Annotated in this window: 21 protein-coding genes; 19 read left to right on the top strand and 2 right to left on the bottom strand. The window is 69.6% G+C overall.

What is annotated here, in order from left to right:
• Positions 1-2: 2 nt before the first annotated feature.
• The 6 genes from thrC (at position 3) to prmC (ending at position 7,016) form a co-directional block, all read left to right on the top strand.
• A complete protein-coding gene (thrC, locus tag ACQPXM_RS29590) occupies positions 3-1,067 on the top strand; it encodes a threonine synthase (RefSeq protein WP_432939510.1) in 1,065 nt (354 codons plus the stop codon).
• A gap of 79 nt (positions 1,068-1,146) precedes the next feature.
• Positions 1,147-2,055 carry a homoserine kinase gene (thrB, locus tag ACQPXM_RS29585; protein WP_432939507.1) on the top strand — a complete coding sequence of 303 codons (909 nt, stop codon included), beginning with the start codon at positions 1,147-1,149 and terminating at the stop codon, positions 2,053-2,055.
• 304 nt (positions 2,056-2,359) lie between these two features.
• A complete protein-coding gene (gene rho, locus ACQPXM_RS29580; RefSeq protein ID WP_432939504.1) occupies positions 2,360-4,609 on the top strand; it encodes a transcription termination factor Rho in 2,250 nt (749 codons plus the stop codon).
• 198 nt (positions 4,610-4,807) lie between these two features.
• Positions 4,808-5,014 (top strand): 50S ribosomal protein L31, encoded by a 207-nt coding sequence (rpmE, locus tag ACQPXM_RS29575; protein WP_077015846.1) that lies wholly within the window; start codon positions 4,808-4,810, stop codon positions 5,012-5,014.
• A gap of 92 nt (positions 5,015-5,106) precedes the next feature.
• Complete coding sequence (gene prfA, locus ACQPXM_RS29570) at positions 5,107-6,186, top strand: peptide chain release factor 1 (protein WP_432939501.1); 1,080 nt, start codon at positions 5,107-5,109, stop codon at positions 6,184-6,186.
• Positions 6,183-7,016, top strand: a complete 834-nt coding sequence (gene prmC / locus ACQPXM_RS29565; RefSeq protein WP_432939498.1) for a peptide chain release factor N(5)-glutamine methyltransferase — start codon at positions 6,183-6,185, stop codon at positions 7,014-7,016. Before prfA ends, prmC begins: the two co-directional genes overlap by 4 nt.
• A gap of 15 nt (positions 7,017-7,031) precedes the next feature.
• On the opposite strand, the gene ACQPXM_RS29560 is transcribed toward prmC, so the two are convergent.
• On the bottom strand, positions 7,032-7,988 hold the full coding sequence (locus tag ACQPXM_RS29560; RefSeq protein ID WP_432939495.1) for a hypothetical protein: 957 nt from the start codon (positions 7,986-7,988) through the stop codon (positions 7,032-7,034).
• 170 nt (positions 7,989-8,158) lie between these two features.
• Here ACQPXM_RS29560 and ACQPXM_RS29555 point away from each other — a divergent pair, with 170 nt between their 5' ends.
• The gene (locus ACQPXM_RS29555) at positions 8,159-9,544 is read left to right on the top strand and encodes an RICIN domain-containing protein (protein ID WP_432939492.1); all 1,386 of its coding nucleotides are present in this window, start codon (positions 8,159-8,161) and stop codon (positions 9,542-9,544) included.
• Between the two features lie 67 nt (positions 9,545-9,611).
• On the opposite strand, the gene ACQPXM_RS29550 is transcribed toward ACQPXM_RS29555, so the two are convergent.
• Positions 9,612-10,625 carry an adenosine deaminase gene (locus tag ACQPXM_RS29550; protein ID WP_432939490.1) on the bottom strand — a complete coding sequence of 338 codons (1,014 nt, stop codon included), beginning with the start codon at positions 10,623-10,625 and terminating at the stop codon, positions 9,612-9,614.
• A 128-nt stretch (positions 10,626-10,753) separates the two neighbouring features.
• Here ACQPXM_RS29550 and ACQPXM_RS29545 point away from each other — a divergent pair, with 128 nt between their 5' ends.
• From ACQPXM_RS29545 to ACQPXM_RS29490, 12 genes are all read left to right on the top strand, one after another.
• Entirely contained in the window at positions 10,754-11,563 is an 810-nt protein-coding gene (locus tag ACQPXM_RS29545) for an L-threonylcarbamoyladenylate synthase (protein WP_432939488.1), read from the top strand.
• The gene (locus ACQPXM_RS29540; protein WP_432939485.1) at positions 11,563-12,681 is read left to right on the top strand and encodes a glycosyltransferase family 4 protein; all 1,119 of its coding nucleotides are present in this window, start codon (positions 11,563-11,565) and stop codon (positions 12,679-12,681) included. The genes ACQPXM_RS29545 and ACQPXM_RS29540 overlap by 1 nt, the downstream gene beginning before the upstream one ends.
• A 205-nt stretch (positions 12,682-12,886) precedes the next feature.
• Positions 12,887-13,348 (top strand): hypothetical protein, encoded by a 462-nt coding sequence (locus ACQPXM_RS29535; RefSeq protein ID WP_432939482.1) that lies wholly within the window; start codon positions 12,887-12,889, stop codon positions 13,346-13,348.
• Between the two features lie 114 nt (positions 13,349-13,462).
• Positions 13,463-13,675, top strand: coding sequence for an AtpZ/AtpI family protein (locus tag ACQPXM_RS29530; RefSeq protein WP_432939479.1), 213 nt, complete (start codon positions 13,463-13,465; stop codon positions 13,673-13,675).
• 97 nt (positions 13,676-13,772) lie between these two features.
• Positions 13,773-14,555 carry a F0F1 ATP synthase subunit A gene (gene atpB / locus ACQPXM_RS29525; RefSeq protein ID WP_432939476.1) on the top strand — a complete coding sequence of 261 codons (783 nt, stop codon included), beginning with the start codon at positions 13,773-13,775 and terminating at the stop codon, positions 14,553-14,555.
• A 72-nt stretch (positions 14,556-14,627) separates the two neighbouring features.
• Complete coding sequence (gene atpE / locus ACQPXM_RS29520) at positions 14,628-14,855, top strand: ATP synthase F0 subunit C (protein WP_077015855.1); 228 nt, start codon at positions 14,628-14,630, stop codon at positions 14,853-14,855.
• Positions 14,856-14,885: 30 nt separating this feature from the next.
• Positions 14,886-15,455 carry a F0F1 ATP synthase subunit B gene (locus ACQPXM_RS29515; RefSeq protein WP_432939473.1) on the top strand — a complete coding sequence of 190 codons (570 nt, stop codon included), beginning with the start codon at positions 14,886-14,888 and terminating at the stop codon, positions 15,453-15,455.
• Complete coding sequence (locus tag ACQPXM_RS29510) at positions 15,455-16,252, top strand: F0F1 ATP synthase subunit delta (protein ID WP_432939471.1); 798 nt, start codon at positions 15,455-15,457, stop codon at positions 16,250-16,252. Before ACQPXM_RS29515 ends, ACQPXM_RS29510 begins: the two co-directional genes overlap by 1 nt.
• Positions 16,253-16,339: 87 nt before the next feature.
• Positions 16,340-17,977: a F0F1 ATP synthase subunit alpha gene (gene atpA, locus ACQPXM_RS29505; protein WP_432939468.1), complete on the top strand. Its 1,638-nt coding sequence runs from the start codon at positions 16,340-16,342 to the stop codon at positions 17,975-17,977.
• A gap of 7 nt (positions 17,978-17,984) precedes the next feature.
• Entirely contained in the window at positions 17,985-18,896 is a 912-nt protein-coding gene (locus ACQPXM_RS29500; protein WP_432939466.1) for a F0F1 ATP synthase subunit gamma, read from the top strand.
• A 5-nt stretch (positions 18,897-18,901) separates the two neighbouring features.
• Positions 18,902-20,356 (top strand): F0F1 ATP synthase subunit beta, encoded by a 1,455-nt coding sequence (gene atpD / locus ACQPXM_RS29495; protein WP_432939463.1) that lies wholly within the window; start codon positions 18,902-18,904, stop codon positions 20,354-20,356.
• Entirely contained in the window at positions 20,356-20,760 is a 405-nt protein-coding gene (locus ACQPXM_RS29490) for a F0F1 ATP synthase subunit epsilon (RefSeq protein WP_432939461.1), read from the top strand. Before atpD ends, ACQPXM_RS29490 begins: the two co-directional genes overlap by 1 nt.
• The last annotated feature ends 112 nt before the right edge of the window (positions 20,761-20,872 follow it).

The following is a 20,872-nucleotide window of genomic DNA, read 5'->3' as shown; positions in this document are numbered from 1 at the left end:
CCATGGCTCACCAGTGGCGAGGCGTGATCGAGGAATACCGCGACCGGCTTCCGGTCTCGACGGACACTCCGGTGGTCACGCTCGGCGAGGGCGGTACGCCGCTGGTGGCCGCGCAGTGGTTGTCGGAGCAGACCAACTGCGAGGTCTGGCTCAAGGTCGAGGGCAACAACCCGACCGGTTCGTTCAAGGACCGGGGGATGACCGTCGCGATCTCGCTGGCCGCGCAGGCCGGTGACAAGGCGGTCGTCTGCGCCTCGACCGGCAACACCTCGGCCTCGGCCGCGGCGTACGCGGTGCGGGCGGGGTTGCTGCCGCTGGTGCTGATCCCGGCCGGGCGGATCGCGCAGGGCAAGCTGGCGCAGGCGATCGTGCACGGCGCGCAGCTGGTGCAGATCGACGGCGGGTTCGACGACTGCCTGCGGATCGTGCGCGAGCTGGGCAAGCACTACCCGGTCGCGCTGGTGAACTCGGTGAACCCGGTGCGCCTGGAGGGGCAGAAGACGGCGGCGTTCGAGGTCTGCGACGCGCTCGGTGACGCGCCGGACCTGCATTTGCTGCCGGTGGGCAACGCGGGCAACATCGCGGCGTACTGGAAGGGATACAGCGAGTACGCCCGGGACAAGGTGTCGTCGCGGACCCCGCGCATGTGGGGTTTCCAGGCCGAGGGTGCGGCGCCGATCGTGAACGGTGCGATCGTCGAGCAGCCGGACACGCTGGCGACCGCGATCCGCGTCGGCAACCCGGCGTCCTGGACCCTGGCCGAGGCCGCGCGCGACGAGTCCGGCGGCCTGATCGAGGCCGTCAGCGACGAGCAGATCCTCGCCGCCCAGCGCGAACTGGCCGCCCGGGAAGGCGTTTTCGTCGAGCCGGCGTCGGCCGCCGGAGTCGCCGGTCTGCTGGCGCTGAAGTCGGCCGGGCGCGTGGAAGGCGGGCAGACGATCGTGATCACGGTGACCGGTCACGGCCTCAAGGACATCGACACCGCGCTGTCCTCGGCCCCGCCGGCCGAAGCAGTCGTCACTCCCGCCGACACCGACGCGGTCGCCCGAGTCGCCGGGCTGGCCTGAGTTGCCGGCGCATCCTCCTACCGCTGCCCAGCCGACGCAGCCCGCCACCATTGACCCCCGGTCCGGTGGGGTGGGGGCGGTGCGGGTTCGTGTTCCAGCGACGAGTGCGAATCTCGGACCCGGGTTCGACACCTTCGGGTTGGCCTTGGGCCTGTACGACGAACTGACGGTGATCCCTGGCGGCTCCGCGGTCTCGGTCGAGGTGACCGGGGCCGGAGCCGGCGAAGTCGCGCTCGACGAGTCGCACCTGGTGGTGCGGGCGATCCGGGCCGGGCTGGAGTCGCTCGGGGTCGCGGTGCCGGGATTCGTGCTGCGCTGCGACAACCGGGTGCCGCACGGGCGCGGGCTGGGGTCGTCGTCCGCGGCGATCGTCGGCGGGATCGCCGCGGCGTACGGGCTGGCGGGGGTGGAGCTCGACCGGGAGCGGGTGGTCGAGCTGGCCAACGAGCTCGAAGGGCATCCGGACAACGTCGCGGCGGCGGCGCTGGGCGGATTCACCACGGCGTGGGTCGACGGTGGCATCGGCCGGGCGGTGCGGGCCGAACCGGTGCCGGGGTTGCGGGCGACGGTGTACGTACCGCAGGTGCGGGTGCTGACGAAGGAGGCGCGCGGGCTGCTGCCGGACGTCGTGCCGCATGCGGACGCGGCGGCGAACGCCGGACGGGCCGCGTTGCTGGTGACGGCGATCACTTCGCGGCCCGAATTGCTGATGACGGCAACCGAGGACCGACTGCATCAGGAGTATCGGGAGCCGGTGATGCCCGAGACGTTGGCCCTGGTCCACAAGCTCCGGGGCAGTGGTCTGGCCGCCGTCGTGAGTGGCGCGGGACCGACCGTTCTGGTGCTGGATGCCCTTTCGGGTAAAGAGATCGCGGGAGCGGACGCCGCACCAGACGGGTGGACGCGCTACGACCTGGCCGTTGATCCAGCCGGCGTACAGGTCTGGTCCGGACATGGTCGAGGCGAAAGTTCGCCCAGGGCGGAATGAACAGGACCCAACACGCGTTGCACCTCCCGAGGCAGCAGAAGGACCCTGTGTGGTGCTAGTCTCGACTCACCCGATCCCCTCCAGGTGGTCGGTGAACTCTCGCCGCTTCCGGGCTGTGTTCCCGGCACCCAGGTGTCCGTGGCGATCCCCAGTGAATGACTTGCGCCGCCTGCGCCGGAGAATTCCGGGGGACCGGATCCAGCGAGAACCTCTTGTACCCGCGTCGCCGTCCGCCGGCCGTGGGTGATGATTCCGGGCGATGCGCCTGTCAGGACATCGTTCATCCGTGTGGGAAGGACCTCACGTGACAGAAACTGTTGAAGCCTCCAACGGTGCTTCGGCGCCCGAAGCGAGCGCGAGCACGCGGCGCCGCAAGACCGGAGGCGGCCTCGAAGGCATGCTGCTCCCCGAGCTGAAGCAGCTCGCCGGGACGCTCGGCATCAAGGGCACCGGCGCGCTGCGCAAGGGCCAGCTGATCGAGGCGATCAAGGCCGCCCAGGCCGGCAGCTCAACCGGTGGCGCGAGCCGCGCGCGGTCGACGCAGCCGACGCTGGACGAGGCGGCCACGGAGCAGCCGGCGGTGACGCGTGCCAAGCGCGCTCCGGCCGAGACTCCGGTGCGCGAGGGCGGCAGTCGCCGGGCCCGCGCCGCCGCGGCCGAGACGGCCGCCGAGCAGAACGGGGCGGCCTCGACGCCGGCCCCGGCCGTGACTTCCGCCGGGACCCCGAACGCCGACAGCGCGCCGCAGGCTGCCGCGCCGCAGGTCGCCGCCGAGAGCGCGCCGCAGGTCGCTGACCGCGGTGCCGCCGAGCCGCAGGTCGCCGACCGCGGTGCTGCCCAGAACGGCGCCGCGACGGCGTCGGCCGGGACCGCTGAGCGTGCCGACGAGCGTGAGGGCCGGTCCGAGGAGCGCGGTCGCGACGGTGGTCGCGAGCGCACCCGCAACCGGGACAACCAGAACCGCGACGGCCAGACCCGTGAGGGCCGCGACGCTCAGCAGAGCCGCGAGGGCCAGCAGAGCCGCGAGGGTCGTGACGGCCAGCAGGGTCGCGAGGGCCAGCAGAGCCGTGAGGGTCGCGACGGCCAGCAGGGTCGCGACGGCGGGCGTGACGGCCGCGAGGGCCAGAACCGCGACGGCCAGCAGAACCGCGACGGCGGCCGCGACCAGAACCAGCGCAACCGCGCCGACGGCCGCGACGGTCGCGACAACCGCACCGACGGCCGGGGTGACGGCCGCACCGACAGCCGGATCGACGACCAGGACGGGGACGGCCGGCGTCGTCGCCGCCGGGGCCGCGACCGGGACCGCAACCGCGACGGCCGCGACGGCGGGCGGGACGCCGGCCGCAACCGGGGCCGCGGCGAGCGGTTCGACCCGGAGCCGACGATCAGCGAGGACGACGTACTGGTCCCCGCGGCCGGCATCCTCGACGTGCTCGACAACTACGCGTTCGTCCGGACCAGCGGCTACCTGCCGGGCCCGAACGACGTGTACGTCGCGCTGTCGATGGTCAAGCGCTACGGCCTGCGCAAGGGCGACGCGATCACCGGTGCGGTGAAGCAGCCGTCCGACGGTGAGCGCAAGGAGAAGTTCAACCCGCTGGTCCGGATCGACACCGTGAACGGGTCGGACCCGGAGATCGCCAAGCAGCGGCAGGACTTCAACAAGCTGACCCCGCTGTACGCGACCGAGCGGCTGCGGCTCGAGACCGAGTCGAACATCCTGACCACCCGGATCGTCGACATCGTCAGCCCGATCGGCAAGGGTCAGCGTGGTCTGATCGTGTCGCCGCCGAAGGCCGGCAAGACGATGGTGCTGCAGGCGCTGGCGAACGCGATCACCACGAACAACCCCGAAGTGCACCTGATGGTCGTGCTGGTCGACGAGCGGCCCGAAGAGGTCACCGACATGCAGCGCACGGTCAAGGGTGAGGTCATCGCCTCGACCTTCGACCGTCCGGCCGACGACCACACCACAGTCGCCGAGCTGGCGATCGAGCGGGCCAAGCGCCTGGTCGAGCTGGGCCACGACGTCGTCGTGCTGCTCGACTCGATCACCCGCCTGGGCCGGGCGTACAACATCGCGGCACCGGCCAGCGGCCGGATCCTGTCCGGTGGTGTCGACTCCTCGGCGCTGTACCCGCCGAAGCGATTCTTCGGTGCGGCCCGCAACATCGAGGACGGCGGTTCGCTGACGATCCTGGCCACGGCCCTGATCGAGACCGGCTCCAAGATGGACGAGGTCATCTTCGAGGAGTTCAAGGGCACCGGCAACATGGAGCTGCGGCTGCGCCGCGAGTTCGCCGACCGCCGGATCTTCCCCGCGATCGACGTCGTCGCCTCCGGCACCCGCCGCGAGGAGCTCCTGATGAGCAAGGACGAGACCCAGGTCGTCTGGAAGCTCCGCCGCGTCCTGTCCGCCCTCGACGGCCAGGCCGCACTCGAACTCCTGATCGGCAAGCTCAAGGAGAGCAAGTCGAACATCGAGTTCCTGCTCCAGGTCAACAAAACCACCCCGTCCGCCGGCGGCCGCTCCACCGACGACGGCAACTAGCAACAACACCAGTCCGGCCCGGGAGTGCACCGCACCTCCCGGGCCGACTGCTGTCCCGCCCGGCAACCCCCGCCCGCCGCCGGTCGTACCGACAGCCCCGGTTTGTCCCGCCAAACCCCCAGATGGCAGACTTGTCTAGGTTCCGGTTCACGTCAGCACCGTGCGGGCGACCCGGGACGCCTGAGACCTAGGAGATCCATGAAGAGCGACATTCACCCGACCTACGTCGACACCACGGTGACCTGTACCTGTGGCGCGACGTTCCAGACGCGCTCCACGGCGGAGAACGGCTCGATTCACGCCGACGTCTGCTCGCAGTGCCACCCGTTCTACACCGGCAAGCAGAAGATCCTCGACACCGGTGGCCGGGTCGCCCGCTTCGAGAAGCGGTACGCCAAGAAGTAGCTGTCTCACCGCGCGCCGGTTCGCGACCTCTCGGGGTCCGCGGACCGGCGCGCGGTTTGTGTTCCCACCCAAAGTTCTGGAAGGAGTGACAGGTGTTCGAAGCGGTACAGACGCTCAAGGCGGAGTACGCCGAGCTGGAACGGCAGATGTCGGACCCCGATCTGCACTCCGACCAGGCCAACGCCCGCCGGGTGGGCAAGCGGTACGCCGCGCTCGCGCCCGTCGTGCGCGCGTACGACGAGTGGTTGCAGACCGCCGACGACATCGAGGCGGCCCAGGAGCTCGCGGCCGAGGACCCGGCGTTCGCCGACGAGGCGGTCAAGCTGACCGCGCGGCACGACGAGCTGACCGAGAAGCTGCGGATGCTGCTGGTGCCGCGTGACCCGAGCGACGACAAGGACGCGATCCTCGAGATCAAGGCCGGCGAGGGCGGCGACGAGTCGGCCCTGTTCGCCGGCGACCTGCTGAAGATGTACCTCAAATACGCCGAGTCGCAGAACTGGAAGACCGAGGTGCTCGACTCGGCCGAGTCCGACCTGGGCGGCTACAAGTCGATCACCGTCGCGGTGAAGGCCAAGGGCACGCCCGAGCCGGGCGAGGCGCCGTACGCGAAGCTGAAGTTCGAGGGTGGCGTGCACCGGGTCCAGCGGGTGCCGGTGACCGAGTCGCAGGGCCGGATCCACACCAGCGCCGCCGGGGTGCTGGTGCTGCCGGAGGCCGAGGACGTCGACGTCGAGATCGACCAGAACGACCTGCGGATCGACGTGTTCCGCTCGTCGGGTCCGGGCGGCCAGAGCGTGAACACGACCGACTCGGCGGTCCGGATCACCCACCTGCCGACCGGCATCGTGGTCTCGATGCAGAACGAGAAGTCCCAGCTGCAGAACCGCGAGCAGGCGATGCGCGTGCTGCGCTCCCGGCTGCTCGCCGCGGCCCAGGAAGCGGCCGACCAGGAGGCCTCCGACGCGCGGCGGCTGCAGATCCGCACGGTCGACCGGTCGGAGCGGATCCGCACCTACAACTTCCCGGAGAACCGCTTCTCCGACCACCGGGTCGGCTACAAGGCGCACAACCTGGACCAGGTCCTCGGCGGCGATCTCGCGCCGGTGATCCAGGCGCTGACCGACGCCGACATGTCCGCCCGGCTGGAAGCCGTCGAGTCCCACCAGTGAACGCTCGCCAGCTGATCGCCGCCGCCACCGAGCGCCTCACCGACGCCGGTGTCGCCTCACCCGAGTACGACGCCGCCGAGCTGCTCGCCTTCGTGGCGGGCGTCACCCGGCTCCAGCTCGGCCTGGCCGACATCTCGCCCGAGCAGCGCGAGCGGTACGACGTACTGGTGGAGCGCCGCGCGCAGCGCGAACCCCTCCAGCACCTGACCGGTACGGCGGCCTTCCGCTACCGGGAGCTGGTGGTCGGGCCCGGTGTGTTCGTCCCGCGGCCCGAGACCGAGGTGCTGGTCGGCTGGATGCTCGACCGGCTCAAGGACGTCGAGGCGCCGCTGGTCGTCGACCTGTGCAGCGGATCCGGGGCCATCGCCGGCGCGGTCGCGACCGAGCGGCCGGACAGCATTGTGCACGCAGTCGAGCTGTCCCCGGAGGCGTGCGTGTGGGCCCGCCGCAACCTCGCCGGCACGGGCGCGACGCTGCACGAGGGCGACATCGACGGCTGCCTGCCCGAACTCGACGGCCAGGTCGACGCGGTGATCGCCAACCCGCCGTACATCCCGTTGACCGCCTGGGAGTCCGTGACGGCCGAGGTCCGCGACCACGACCCGGCGCTCGCGCTGTGGTCGGGTGACGACGGCCTGGACGAGATCAAGGTCGTCGCCGCGACCGCCGCCCGGCTGCTCAAGCCCGGCGGCTGGTTCGGCTGCGAGCACGCCGACGTCCAGGGCGAGTCCGCCCCGGCCGTCTTCGCGGCGACCGGCCAGTTCACCGAGGTCCGCGACCAGCTCGACCTGGCCGGCCGCCACCGCTTCGCGACCGGCCGCCGGGTCTAGGGGCATGTCTCAGCCCTACTCGTAGACGACGAACTCCGGGCGCGGCTTGAGCGCCATCACCTGGGCCGGGGTCATCAGCGGGCCGTGCCGGGTGTCTTCCTCGTAGAACAGCTTGAAGCCGGCGTGCACCCCGGGCGCCATCGTCGGCGTCAGCTTGCGCCAGGTGGCTTCCTTGTCGGCGCGATTGCCGATGCCGTCGACGGACTTGATCGTGACGACGCCGGGCTGCTGCTTGAACGCCTTCTCGTTGCTGAGGATGCGCGAGGACAGCTGGTGGAAGACGAAGACCTTCTCCGGCAGGTTGTTGGCCTGCACCAGGGCCGACAGGTACGCCGCGATCGAGGTCAGCTCGGCGCCCGTCGTACGGCCGAAGACGCGGCCGGGGACCTGGCCCGGACCGACCGCCCACTCGGGGTCGAACGACAGCCCGACGTCCGGCTCCTTGAGCCACTTCTCCAGCCGCTTGATCTCGCTCAGGCTGTCGGCGCGGCCGGGCTGGACGTCGAGCAGGAGCAGCATCTTGTGCTTGCGCGCGGTGTCCAAGTAGGGCTGGATCTTGTCGTCGCTGAGCCGGCTGCGGTACTGGCCGTCGCGGCCCGCGTGCCCGTTGGCGATCACGACGATCAGCTCCATCACCGGCAACGGCTTGCGGCCACCGGCGTACGACGTGGCGAGCTTTTCCAGCTGGGCGGCCTTGGCGTCGATGTTCTTGTCGAGCGGGCCGAGCGCGGGGGAGCCGGGCAGTCCGACGTACCCGACGAGCTGGTGCTGGGGAAAGATCGTGCGCCCACCGCGCGGCAGCTCGCCCGCGGCGGGGGCGGACGGTTCGGGGGAACCAGTCACCGTCGCGCTCGGGGAGCCGGAAGCGGGTGGCTTGGACGGGCTCGGGCCGGCGCCGGCCGGATCGTCGGTGCAACCGGCCAGCAGTCCCAGCAGGACCGCCGTTGTACTCAGAAGGGGTAGCTTGCGCACCGGTCAAGACAACCACGGGCAACCGACAGAGTGAGGTCGTGGCGTGTCATCGCCGAGATTTCGCCACGCTGACAGTTCTGGCCTGTGAACCGGGGTGTCACGCAGGATGACTTCTGGCGTACTGTGACCGCGGTGTCGCCGTCCGTGACTCCCCGCCGAGGAGCGTGCTGATGTCCCTCCTGACCAAGCTGGGAGTGGCTGCTGTCCTGGCCGTGACGGCCTTCCCGGTCTCCGGCCCTGCCTCCGCGAAGCCTCCGCTGTCCGAGGCCGAGCTCTGCGCGGGGCTGCACCGCGTCGTACTGCCTGGCACTGACCAGTGCACGCGGGGTCCGGAGGTGCTGCCCGGTGCGAGCCCGCAGGCCGAGGCGAAGCCACTGAAGGCGAGCGTCGCCGCAGCGACGATCGCCGCGCATCCCGTCGTCTGCGACGGTGACGGCCGGAGCGGCAAGCGGGTCCAAGTGATGTACGCGCGGGAGGCTCAGCAGGCGTCGCGGCTGCGGCTGTTCCTGCCGTCGTTCCGGGCCTGGTCGCACGAGATCGACGCGGCGTACAACGACAGTGCGGCCCAGACCGGGGGCAGCCGGCACGTTCGCTTCGTGACCGAGGCCGCCGGTGACGGCTGCCGAATCCAGGTCCAGGAGGTGGTGCTGCCGGCCGGTGGCCTCGACAGCTGGGACTCGATGGTCAACGCCCTGCAGAAGCTCAACCACAAGGACCCGAACCGCAAGTACCTGATCTTCGCCGACAGCCGGAAGAGCTGCGGCCTCGGCACCGTGTACGGCGACGACCGGCCCGGCCCGGACAACGCCAACAACCGCAACACCGGCTACGCCCGGGTCGACGCCAAGGCGAACTGCTGGGGCTTCAATGCGGCGGCCCACGAGCTCGGGCACACGTTCGGTGCGGTCCAGAGCACCGCGCCGCACTTCAACGGCCATTGCAACGACGAGTGGGATCTGATGTGCTACGGCACCGGCACGGAGGTCGTCTGCCCCGAGAAGGACAGCGACCGGTTGCTGGACTGCAACAAGGACGACTACTTCAGCACCGCCCCACCGGCCGGCAGCTATCTGGCCACCCACTGGAACATCGCCAACAGCGACTGGCTGATCAAGAGCGCCGTGCCGGACGCCCGGCCGGGGCCACGGCACGGGCAGGTCGTCGAGTTCGTCAATCCGGCGACCGGGGGTGCGCTCGGCGTCATCGAGGCCTCGAGTGCCGACCTCGCGTACGTCGGTCGCCTGGCGCGGACCGGTGCCACCAGTCAGCAGTGGCGGTTCCAGTACTGGACAGGCTGGCAGCTGCAGAACGTCAACAGCGGCAAGTGCGCCGACAGCGCCTACAGCGGCACCACACCCGGTACGGCGGTCCTGCAGTACACCTGCAACGGGCAGGACGGCATGCGCTGGACGCTGTACCCGCTCGGTGGGGAGATCTACGGCATCCTCAACACGCTGACCGGGCTCGCCGTGACCGATGCCGGAGGCAACCAACAGGTGACGCAGCAACCGTTCACCGGCGCCGCGAACCAGCGATGGCAGCTGCAGCCGGCCTGACCGACCCCGCGCATCCGAGGACCCGAGCGCTATAGCGCTCGGGCCTTCGGACACTACGAGGGATGCCTCAGCGAGCGACGTACGCGTCGATCTCGGCGAGCAGCTTGTCCTTGACGGGCTGGTCGGCGAAGGAGACCCGGACGGCGGTCCGGGCCAGCTCGGCGGCGCCGGCCTCGTCGAGGTCGAGCAGCTCCGTCGCGACGGCGTACTCGTTGGTGATGTCGGTGCCGAACATGGGCGGGTCGTCGGTGTTGATCGTGACGACCAGGCCGGCCTCGACCATCGCGGGCAGCGGGTGTTCGGCGTACGAGCGGACGGCCTGGGTGGCCAGGTTCGAGGTGGGGCTGACCTCGAGCGGGATCCGGTGCTCGGCCAGGTACGCGACCAGCTCCGGGTCCTGCATCGCCGACGTGCCGTGGCCGATCCGCTCGGCCTTCAGCACGCGCAGCGCGTCCCAGATGGTCTCCGGCCCGGTCGTCTCGCCCGCGTGCGGCACGCTGTGCAGACCGGCGGCCCGGGCCTGGTCGAAGTACGGCGCGAACTGCGGTCGCGGCACGCCGATCTCCGGCCCGCCCAGGCCGAACGCGACCAGCCCGTCGGGACGGATCTTGGTCGCGATCCGCAGCGTCTCCTCGGCGGCCGGCAGCCCGGCCTCGCCGGGGATGTCGAAGATCCAGCGCAGCGTCACGCCGAGCTCCTTCTCGGCCGCGGTCCGGGCGTCCTCGATCGCCTCGCAGAACGCCTCCGCGGCGATCCCGCGGATCACCGACGTGTACGGCGTGACGGTCAGCTCGGAGTAGCGGATGTTGTGCGCCGCCATCTCGCGGGCGATCTCGTAGGTGAGCAGCCGGACGTCGTCCGGGGTCGTGATCAGGTCGACGACGGTCAGGTAGACCTCGACGAACTTCGCGAAGTCGGTGAAGGTGAAGTACTCCGCCAGCGCGGCCGGGTCGGCCGGAACCGGCGAGCCCGGGTGCCGCGCGGCCAGCTCGGCGACGATCCGCGGCGACGCGGACCCGACGTGGTGGACGTGCAGTTCGGCCTTCGGCAGGCCGGTGAGGAAGTCGCGGGACGCAGTCATGGCGGGGATCTTAGGAGGAAAGTCCCGCCGTCTGGGGCGGTGTTGGCGGTTCCTGACATTCGAGTGTCAGCTTCCCGCGGGCGAGCCCCGATGCGGGTTCGCAACCACACCAGTGGCACGATTCACTCGTGAGCGAGCGCTTTGACTTCACCGGAGACGAACTGGCGCCGGCCTACCGCGCGGCCGTGGACGCGATCGAGGCCGGTGACCTGGTCGTACTGCCGACCGACACCGTGTACGGACTGGCCGCGGACGCCTTCAAGGCCGACGCCGTCCAGCGCCTGCTGGACGCCAAGGGCCGGGGCCGGGACATGCCGCCGCCGGTGCTGATCTCGGTGGTCGAGTCGCTGGACGCGCTGGCGACCGACGTACCGGAGGCCGGCCGGAAGCTGTGCGAGGAGTTCTGGCCGGGACCGCTGACGGTGATCTGCCACGCGCAGGGTTCGCTGATGTGGGACCTCGGCGACACCCACGGCACGGTCGCGCTGCGTGTTCCCGACCACGAGAACACCCGCGAACTGCTGTCGCGGACCGGACCGCTCGCGGTCAGCTCGGCCAACCGCAGCGGGCAGCCGGCCGCCCTCGACGTGTACGACGCGGAGGAGCAGCTGGCCGAGTCGGTCGCGGTCTACCTGGACGGCGGCGAGGTGACCGGGGGACAGCCCTCGACGATCGTCGACCTGACCGGCGAGGTTCCGCACGTCGTCCGGATCGGTGCGCTGTCGATGCGGCAGATCCGCAAGATCGTGCCCGAGGCGACCACGGACCTGGAGCCGAAGGACGACGTCCAGGACGAGCCGGCCGAGCAGGCGCCTCAGGACAAGCCCGCCGACGCGGCCGTCCAGGACGAGCCAACCGAAGCCGCCGCCGAGGCGTCCAAGGAAGAGCCGGGTGTTCCGGCCGACTCCAAGGCGACCGATGTGAGGCCTGCGGACTAGTGCGCGAGTACCTGCTCGTCATGTTCGTGGCGATGGCCACGACCTTCCTGCTGACCGGACTGGCCCGCAAGATCGCGCTGCGCTACGGCGCGGTCGCCAAGGTCCGGGCGCGGGACGTGCACAAGGTCCCGATCCCGTACTTCGGCGGCGTCTCGATCCTCGGCGGCCTGATCGCGGGCTACCTGGTCGCCTCCAGCCTGCCGTTCCTCGGTGACAGCCTGCAGGTCGCGCACGACGCCCGGGCGATCCTGATCGGCGGCGTGGTGATCTGCGCGGTCGGCGTGATCGACGACCTGTACGAGCTGGACCCGATCACCAAGCTGGCCGGCATGGTGCTGGCCGTCGGCGTGATGATCGTCCAGGGCATCCAGTTGTACTGGCTCCCGCTGCCCGGCGGCATCCTGTCGCCGCCACCGGCCCAGCTCGCCGTGGTCACGGCGGGCATCCTGCTGGTCTCCTGCAACGCGGTGAACTTCGTCGACGGCCTGGACGGCCTGGCCGCGGGCGTCACGACGATCGGCGCCGGCGCCTTCTTCACCTACTCGTACCTGCTGAACGTCGAGCAGAACCTCGACCGCGCCACCACCTCGACGCTGATCACCGTCGCGCTGGCCGGCGCCTGTCTGGGATTCCTGCCGCACAACTTCTTCCCCGCCAGGGTGTTCATGGGCGACTCCGGCTCGTTGCTGATCGGCCTGATGCTGGCCGCCTCGACGATCAGCCTGACCGGCCAGATGGACCCGAACGCCGTGCCGTACGAGGTCGGCGGCTCGAGCCTGCTGCCCGCGCTGCTCCCGCTGGTCCTGCCGATCGCGGTGCTGGCGATCCCGGCCCTCGACCTGACGATGGCCTACGTACGCCGTACCAAGGCCGGCCGCTCGCCGTTCGCCGCGGACAAGCTGCACCTGCACCACCGGCTGATGCAGCGCGGCCACTCGCACCGCCGGGCCGTGCTGCTGATGTACCTCTGGACGGCGCTGATCGCCTTCGGGGTGGTCGTCCTGGGCCTGTTGCTGGACTGGTGGACGGTGCTCATCGTGGTGGCCGCAACGGTCACCGCGATCGTGCTCACCACCGGTCTGCCGGGCCGATCCAGCCGCAAGCTGGCGAAGGTCTGAGCCGGCCGACCGGGGACCAGACCAGTGGCCGATGTGGGCTACCGATAAGGTGTGCGTGTACAGCGGCAGGGACGCTCGTTTTGCTGACCCGACAGACTTTGTGCTAGTTTTCACAAGCACCAGCGAAGAACAGCGTGACCCCTGACCCCGCCCACCCGACGACCGAGGGCAAGAATCCCGGTCGCCAGCAGGACGGAACCACCAGATGGCTCCCCAAGGAAGTCCCCGGCAAGCCGGACAGGCCATTCGGCACCCGGCGCTGGCGATGTTGCGCGGCGCAGCCGCCGCGGCGGTCGTCGTCGGTGTGAACGCGGCCGCCATCGCGACCGTTGCCGCCGGCCTCGAAGGCCTGTGGGGAGCGCTGCTCGGACTGCTGATGGTGATGGTCTTCTCCGGCCTCGGGCTGTACGCGCTGCACCTGTCGCGGCGGGCCAGCCCGACCGCCCAGCTCGGCATCGCGATGGCGTCCTACACCGGCCGGATCGCGGTCTTCGGCGGCCTGCTGGCCGTCGCGCTGAACTCCGAGAGCCTGGCCGCCAACGTCAACCTCACCGCGCTGGGGATCAGCGCGATGGTGGTCGTGATGGGCTGGATGGCCGGCGAGATCTGGGCCTGGTCGCGGCTGCGCGTCCCGATCTACGACCTGGACCACGAGGTGACGGCATGAGCACCGTGCGTAGTGCTCAGGTAAGCCGTTTCCCAACCGTGACACCGGGTGTGGCGCACCGCACGGGTGCCGATGTGACCCGGCGTGTCGCCGACTGGTACCTTTCGGGTGCCGATGAGCCAGCAACCCGATCCGAAGCCGACACCCGACACCTCGGGCGACGGCTGGCGGGTCCTGTCCTACCTGATCGGCGGTGTCCTGGTGTACGGGGGCATCGGCTTCGGGTTGGATCGCTGGCTGGGCACCCAGTTCCTGCTTCCGGTGGGCATCGTCCTCGGAGCCGGACTCACGATTGCGCTGTTGCACTTCCGGTACGGGCGCTCCTGAGCTCTGCCGGGTCTGACGTTGTTGACCGCCTTGCCCTGAGCCGCCCTGCCCCCAGCCACATGGCGAACGACTTGAGCACGACGCGAGAGGAGACCCGGTGATCGCCGGCGTTTCGACCGAGTTCAACCCACCCGGTCCAGAAGACTTCCAGCTGCCGCCCATCTTCTCGGGCGTGGAGTGGTTCACCAAGCCCGTCCTGGTGGCGGCGCTGTCGGTGATCGTCATCATCTGGTTCTTCTGGGGTGCTTCCCGCAAGGCCGCGGTCGTGCCGAGCAAGCTGCAATTCGCCGGCGAGCTCGGCTACAACTTCGTCCGCAACTCGATCGCCCGCGACGCGATCGGCAGCTCCGAGCACATGAAGTACGTGCCCTTCCTGCTCGGCCTGTTCTTCTTCATCCTGCTGAACAACGTCGCCGCGTCGATCCCGTTCATCCAGTTCCCGACGTTCAGCCACATCGGCTGGGCCTACGCGGCGGCCGCGCTGAGCTGGATCATCTACAACGCGGTGGGGATCAAGAAGAAGGGCCTGCTGGGCTACTTCAAGCACCAGACGATGCCCGCCGGCGTGCCGGGCTGGCTGATGCCGCTGATGATCCCGATCGAGTTCATCTCCAACATCCTGGTCCGGCCGGTCTCGCTGAGCCTGCGGCTGTTCGCGAACATGTTCGCCGGCCACATCCTGCTGCTGGTGTTCGTGCTCGGCGGCGAGTACATGCTGCTGCACTCGGGCAGCATCGCGCTCGGCGGCGTCGGCATCCTCACCCTCCTGATGGGCCTCGCGATCGCCGGGCTGGAGCTGTTCGTCCAGTGCATCCAGGCCTACATCTTCGTCGTGCTGACCGCGCAGTACATCGGCAGCGCGATCGCCGACGAACACTGATCGGCGTCCCCCAGATCCCGTAGCAACGGAAACCCGGATAGCTCCTATCCGTACCGAAAGGAACACACTGCAATGAACGCTCTCGAGATCTCCGGCAACATCGCCGTCCTCGGTTACGGCCTTGCCGCGATCGGCCCGGGCGTCGGCGTCGGCCTGATCTTCGCCGCTGTCATCAACGGCACCGCGCGTCAGCCCGAGGCGCAGAGCAAGCTGCAGTCGATCGCCTGGATCGGCTTCGGCGTGACCGAGGTTCTGGCGATCATCGGTATCGCGCTCGCCTTCGTCTTCCGTTCAGCCTGATCCACCATCCCTGACTGACAGGATTCAGACATGATGACGTTAGTGCTACCGCTCAGCGAGGCCGGCGAAGGCCCGAGCCCGCTGATGCCGCACACGGCCGAGATCATCTTCGGCCTCGTCTTCCTGATCCTGCTGGCCATCGCCTTCGCCAAGGTCGTCGTACCCAAGTTCGAGAAGGCGTACGCCGACCGGACCGCGGCGATCGAAGGCGGGATGAACGAGGCCAAGCAGGCCCAGGCCGAGGCGAAGGCGGCGCTCGACAAGTACAACGCGCAGCTGGCCGAGGCCCGGCAGGAAGCTGCGAAGATCCGCGAGGACGCGCGCGAGCAGGGTGCGCAGATCATCGCGGAGATGCGCGAGCAGGCGAACGTCGAGGCCGAGCGCATCGTCACCCACGCCCGGACCCAGATCGAGGCCGAGCGGGCCCAGGCCGTGGCGTCGCTGCGCGGCGAGGTCGGCTCGATGGCCACGTCGCTGGCCGGCCGGATCGTCGGTGAGTCGCTCGAGGACGAGGCGCGTCAGCGTCGTACGGTCGAGCGCTTCCTGGCGGAGCTGGAGTCGAGCGACTCGGCCCGTCAGGCTGTCGGAACGGACGGCTGATGCGCGGCGCGTCGAAGGAGTCACTCGCCCGGGCCGAGCAGGCCCTGGCGGGTGCCGCCGTCACCGAGAGCCTCGGTGCCGAGCTGTTCTCGGTGGCGAAGGTGCTCGACACCAACGGTGCGCTGCGCCGGGCGCTGACCGACCCGGCCCGGTCGGCCGAGGGCCGGACCGGCCTGGTCCGGCAACTGTTCGACGGAAAGGTCTCCGCGCAGACACTGGAGATCCTGACCGCCGCGGTCGCGGGCCGCTGGGTCAGCAGCCGTGACCTGGCCAACGCGCTGGACGACCTGAGCGTCCAGGCCGAGGTCGCGTACGCCGACCAGCAGGGCAGCCTCGACGAGCTCGAGGACCAGCTGTTCCGGCTGGACCGCGTGGTCGCGGTCGAGCGGGTGCTGGCCGACAAGCTGAGCGACCGGAGCATTCCGCTCGCTCCGCGGCAGGAACTGATCCACGGTCTGCTGCAGGGCAAGGCCGACGCCGTGACCGTGCGGCTGGCCGAGCGTGCGGTGGACGGGCGGGGACGCAGCTTCGCGGCCTCGCTGCGGGCCTACCAGGTCGCCGCCGCGGCGCGGCGCCAGGCCAGCATCGCCACGGTCCGGGCGGCCACCGACCTGACCGAGGCCGAGCGCGGCCGGCTGGCCGAGCTGCTCGGCCGGCAGTACGGTCGCCAGATCCAGCTGAACGTCATCGTTGACCCCAGCGTCGTCGGCGGCGTCCGGGTGGACATCGGCGACGAAGTGATCGACGGAACGATCGCGGCCCGGCTCGACGAGGCGCAACGGCGCATCGCGGGCTGACCTTTAACGACATAGCAGGCGCTAAGGGTCGGCAAAGCCTTTAGAGCCAACAACAGGCCAAGCAAGGTCAAGGAAGCAGGGAAGCAAATGGCGGAGCTCACGATCAGGCCGGAGGAGATCCGGGACGCCCTGGATCGCTTCGTCTCCAGCTACGAGCCGGAGACGGCGACCCGCGAAGAGGTCGGCACCGTTGTCGACGCCGGAGACGGCATCGCGCACGTCGAGGGCCTGCCCTCGGCCATGACCAACGAGCTGCTCGAGTTCGAGGACGGCACCCAGGGCATCGCCCTGAACCTCGACGTCCGCGACATCGGCGTCGTCGTCCTCGGCGAGTTCAGCGGTATCGAAGAGGGCCAGCAGGTCCGCCGGACCGGTCAGGTCCTGTCGGTGCCGGTCGGTGACGGTTACCTCGGCCGGGTCGTCAACCCGATGGGCAAGCCGATCGACGGTCTGGGCGAGATCACCAACCTGGACGGCACCCGCGCGCTGGAGCTGCAGGCGGCCGGCGTGATGGACCGCCAGGAGGTCCGCGAGCCGCTGCAGACCGGCATCAAGGCGATCGACGGCATGATCCCGATCGGCCGGGGTCAGCGGCAGCTGATCATCGGCGACCGCAAGACCGGCAAGACGGCGATCGCGGTCGACACGATCATCAACCAGAAGGCCAACTGGGAGTCCGGCGACCCGAGCAAGCAGGTTCGCTGCATCTACGTCGCGATCGGTCAGAAGGGCTCGACGATCGCCTCGGTGCGCGGCGCGCTCGAAGAGGCCGGCGCGATGGAGTACACCACCATCGTGGCCTCCCCGGCCTCCGACCCGGCCGGCTTCAAGTACGTCGCGCCGTACACCGGTTCGGCCATCGGCCAGCACTGGATGTACCAGGGCAAGCACGTCCTGATCGTGTTCGACGACCTGACCAAGCAGGCCGAGGCGTACCGCTCGATGTCGCTGCTGCTGCGCCGCCCGCCGGGCCGTGAGGCCTACCCGGGTGACGTCTTCTACCTGCACAGCCGGCTGCTCGAGCGCTGCGCGAAGCTGTCCGACGAGCTCGGCGGCGGTTCGATGACCGGTCTGCCGATGATCGAGACCAAGGCCAACGACGTCTCGGCCTTCATCCCGACCAACGTCATCTCGATCACCGACGGCCAGATCTTCCTGCAGTCGGACCTGTTCAACGCCAACATCCGCCCCGCCATCGACGTCGGTATCTCGGTGTCCCGGGTCGGCGGCGCCGCGCAGGTCAAGGCGATGAAGAAGGTCTCGGGTTCGCTGAAGCTGGACCTGGCGCAGTTCCGCGCGATGGAGGCGTTCGCGATGTTCGCCTCCGACCTCGACGCCACCTCGCGCCGCCAGCTGGACCGCGGTCAGCGTCTGGTCGAGCTGCTCCGTCAGCCGCAGTACTCGCCGTACCCGGTCGAGGAGCAGGTCGTGTCGATCTGGGCCGGCACCACCGGCAAGTTCGACGACGTACCGGTCGAGGACGTGCTGCGGTTCGAGCGCGAGTTCCTGGACTACCTGCGGCGCGAGACCAAGGTGCTCGACGGCATCCGGGAGTCCAACCTGTTCGAGGACGACGCCCAGCAGGCCGTCGTGTCGGCGCTGGACTCGTTCAAGCCCACCTTCCAGACCTCCGGCGGTGCGCTGCTGGCCGGCCGTGAGGAGGCCGAGGCGATGGACGAAGAGAACGTCGAGCAGGAGCAGATCGTCCGGCAGAAGCGGGGCTGATCAACCCATGCCAGCCAGTCTGCGGGAACTTCGCGAACGCCGGGCCTCGGTCACGACGATCAAGAAGCTCACCCGCGCGATGGAGCTCATCGCGGCGTCCCGGATCGTCAAGGCGCAGCAACGCGCCCAGGCGGCCGGTCCGTACGCGCGTGAGCTCACCCGTGCCGTATCGGCGGTGGCGACGTTCTCGAACGTCGACCACCCGCTGACCACCGAGAAGCCGAACCCGAAGCGGGCCGCGGTCCTGTTGATCACCTCCGACCGCGGCCAGGCCGGCGCGTACTCCTCCTCGGTCATCCGGGAAGGCGAGCGCCTGCACCAGCTGTTGCGCGAGGACGGCAAGGAGATCGTGCCGTTCCTCAGCGGCCGCAAGGGCATCGCCTACTACACCTTCCGGCAGCGCGAGGTCGCGCAGTCGTGGAGCGGTGACTCCGACGCGCCGTCGTTCGCCCGGGCCCGGGAGGTCGCCGACGCGCTGATCGAGGCCTTCCTGACCCCGACCGAGGAGGGCGGCGTGGACGAGATCCACATCGTCTTCACCCGGTTCGTGTCGATGCTGACCCAGCGGCCGGACGTGATCCGGCTGCTGCCGCTGGAGGTCGTCGAGGGCGAGGAAGCGCCGGCCGCGGACGACGTACTGCCGCTGTACGAGTTCGAGCCGTCCGCCGAGGACGTGCTCGACGGGCTGCTGCCCAAGTACGTCGCCAGCCGGATCCACTACTGCATGCTGCAGGCGGCCGCGTCCGAGCTGGCCAGCCGGCAGCGCGCGATGAAGTCGGCCACCGACAACGCGCAGGACCTGATCGAGCGCCTGACGCGTGAGGCCAACCAGGCGCGCCAGGCTCAAATTACCCAAGAAATCAGCGAGATCGTCGGCGGCGCTGGCGCGCTGGCCGATGCGAACGCCGGGAGCGAGTGAGAGAGATGACTGCCACGGTTACCGAGAACAACAACGAGGCGGGCGCCCGCGGCGTCGGTCGCGTCGCCCGGGTGATCGGCCCGGTCGTCGACATCGAGTTCCCCGCGGACCAGATGCCGGAGATGTACAACGCGCTCGAGGTGGACATCACCCTGGGCGACGTCACCCAGACGATCACCCTCGAGGTCGCGCTGCACGTCGGCGACAACATCATCCGGGCGATCTCGATGAAGCCCACCGACGGCCTGGTCCGCGGTACCGAGGTGCGCGACACCGGTGCGGCGATCTCCGTGCCGGTCGGCGACGTCACCAAGGGCCGGGTCTGGTCGGTCACCGGCAAGTGCCTGAACCAGGACGAGTCGGAGTTCGAGATCACCGAGCGCTGGCCGATCCACCGGCAGGCGCCGGCCTTCGACCAGCTCGAGTCCAAGACCGAGATGCTGGAGACCGGCATCAAGGTGCTGGACCTGCTCACGCCGTACGTGCAGGGTGGCAAGATCGGCCTGTTCGGCGGTGCGGGTGTCGGCAAGACCGTCATGATCCAGGAGATGATCTACCGGATCGCGCACAACTTCGGTGGCACCTCGGTGTTCGCCGGCGTGGGTGAGCGCACCCGTGAGGGCAACGACCTGATCCACGAGATGGAGGACGCCGGTGTCTTCAAGGACACCGCGCTGGTCTTCGGTCAGATGGACGAGCCGCCGGGCACCCGGCTGCGGGTCGCGCTGTCGGCGCTGACGATGGCGGAGTACTTCCGCGACGTCAAGGAGCAGGACGTGCTGCTCTTCATCGACAACATCTTCCGGTTCACCCAGGCGGGTTCGGAGGTCTCCACGCTGCTCGGCCGGATGCCGTCCGCGGTGGGTTACCAGCCGAACCTGGCCGACGAGATGGGCGTGCTGCAGGAGCGGATCACCTCGACGCGCGGTCACTCGATCACCTCGATGCAGGCGATCTACGTGCCCGCCGACGACTACACCGACCCGGCGCCGGCCACCACGTTCGCGCACCTGGACGCGACCACCGAGCTGTCGCGTGACATCGCGTCGCGTGGTCTGTACCCGGCCGTGGACCCGCTGACCTCGACGTCGCGGATCCTCGACCCGCAGTACATCGGCCAGGAGCACTACGACGTGGCCGTCCGGGTCAAGCAGATCCTGCAGAAGAACAAGGAACTGCAGGACATCATCGCCATCCTGGGTGTCGACGAACTGTCCGAAGAGGACAAGATCACCGTCGCCCGGGCGCGCCGGATCGAGCAGTTCCTGTCGCAGAACACCTACATGGCGGAGAAGTTCACCAACACCCCGGGTTCGACGGTGCCGCTGAAGGACACCATCGAGTCGTTCAAGAAGATCACCGAGGGCGAGTGCGACCACATCGCCGAGCAGGCCTTCTTCAACGTCGGGTCGCTGGACGACGTCGAGCGGCGTTGGGCTGAGCTCCAGAAGGAACTCTGATGGCTGACGACAGCGGCAAGCACCTCGAGGTCGCGCTGGTCGCGGCCGAGCGGGTGGTCTGGGAGGGGCAGGCGAAGATCGTCATCGCCCGCACCACCGACGGCGACGTCGGCATCCTCCCGGGCCACGCCCCGCTGCTCGGACTGCTGCAGGGCGGCACCGTCCAGGTGCGGACCGTCGACGACGAGTACTTCGTCGCGGCCGCGCCGGACGGCTTCCTCTCGGTCGCGAACGACCGCGTGTCGATCCTGGCCGAGAACGCCGAGATGGGTCACGACATCGATCTCGAGGAGGCCAAGCGCGCCCTCGAGCAGGCTCAGGCCGCCGGCACCGACAGTGCCGACGAGCAGGAGCAGGTCCGGCGCGCCGAGGCTCGGGTCCGGGCCGCCGAAAAGGTGTCCTGACCCGACCTGTAATAATTGAATCCAGTACGTCAGTACGAAGTTGTCGTTGTAGTTCTGAGCCGTCGGGTTCGGAGTAGGTGCCGCTCAGTCGCCGGCATCAGGAATGAGGTCG

It is taken from the genome of Kribbella sp. CA-253562 (genome assembly GCF_050942265.1).
GTDB lineage: Bacteria > Actinomycetota > Actinomycetes > Propionibacteriales > Kribbellaceae > Kribbella.
The sequence above is the reverse complement of the archived record's forward strand: the minus strand, read 5'-3'. Positions and strand labels throughout refer to the sequence as shown.

What these genes read in the sequence shown, in the direction of transcription:
- ACQPXM_RS29515 (WP_432939473.1), top strand. Translation starts at nt 14,886, where the DNA reads ATGATGACGTTAGTGCTACCGCTCAGCGAGGCCGGCGAAGGCCCGAGC.
- rpmE (WP_077015846.1), top strand. Translation starts at nt 4,808, where the DNA reads ATGAAGAGCGACATTCACCCGACCTACGTCGACACCACGGTGACCTGT.
- ACQPXM_RS29530 (WP_432939479.1), top strand. Translation starts at nt 13,463, where the DNA reads ATGAGCCAGCAACCCGATCCGAAGCCGACACCCGACACCTCGGGCGAC.
- ACQPXM_RS29500 (WP_432939466.1), top strand. Translation starts at nt 17,985, where the DNA reads ATGCCAGCCAGTCTGCGGGAACTTCGCGAACGCCGGGCCTCGGTCACG.
- ACQPXM_RS29490 (WP_432939461.1), top strand. Translation starts at nt 20,356, where the DNA reads ATGGCTGACGACAGCGGCAAGCACCTCGAGGTCGCGCTGGTCGCGGCC.
- ACQPXM_RS29550 (WP_432939490.1), bottom strand. Translation starts at nt 10,625, where the DNA reads ATGACTGCGTCCCGCGACTTCCTCACCGGCCTGCCGAAGGCCGAACTG.
- atpA (WP_432939468.1), top strand. Translation starts at nt 16,340, where the DNA reads ATGGCGGAGCTCACGATCAGGCCGGAGGAGATCCGGGACGCCCTGGAT.
- thrC (WP_432939510.1), top strand. Translation starts at nt 3, where the DNA reads ATGGCTCACCAGTGGCGAGGCGTGATCGAGGAATACCGCGACCGGCTT.
- ACQPXM_RS29535 (WP_432939482.1), top strand. Translation starts at nt 12,887, where the DNA reads ATGGCTCCCCAAGGAAGTCCCCGGCAAGCCGGACAGGCCATTCGGCAC.
- ACQPXM_RS29555 (WP_432939492.1), top strand. Translation starts at nt 8,159, where the DNA reads ATGTCCCTCCTGACCAAGCTGGGAGTGGCTGCTGTCCTGGCCGTGACG.
- ACQPXM_RS29510 (WP_432939471.1), top strand. Translation starts at nt 15,455, where the DNA reads ATGCGCGGCGCGTCGAAGGAGTCACTCGCCCGGGCCGAGCAGGCCCTG.
- atpD (WP_432939463.1), top strand. Translation starts at nt 18,902, where the DNA reads ATGACTGCCACGGTTACCGAGAACAACAACGAGGCGGGCGCCCGCGGC.
- atpE (WP_077015855.1), top strand. Translation starts at nt 14,628, where the DNA reads ATGAACGCTCTCGAGATCTCCGGCAACATCGCCGTCCTCGGTTACGGC.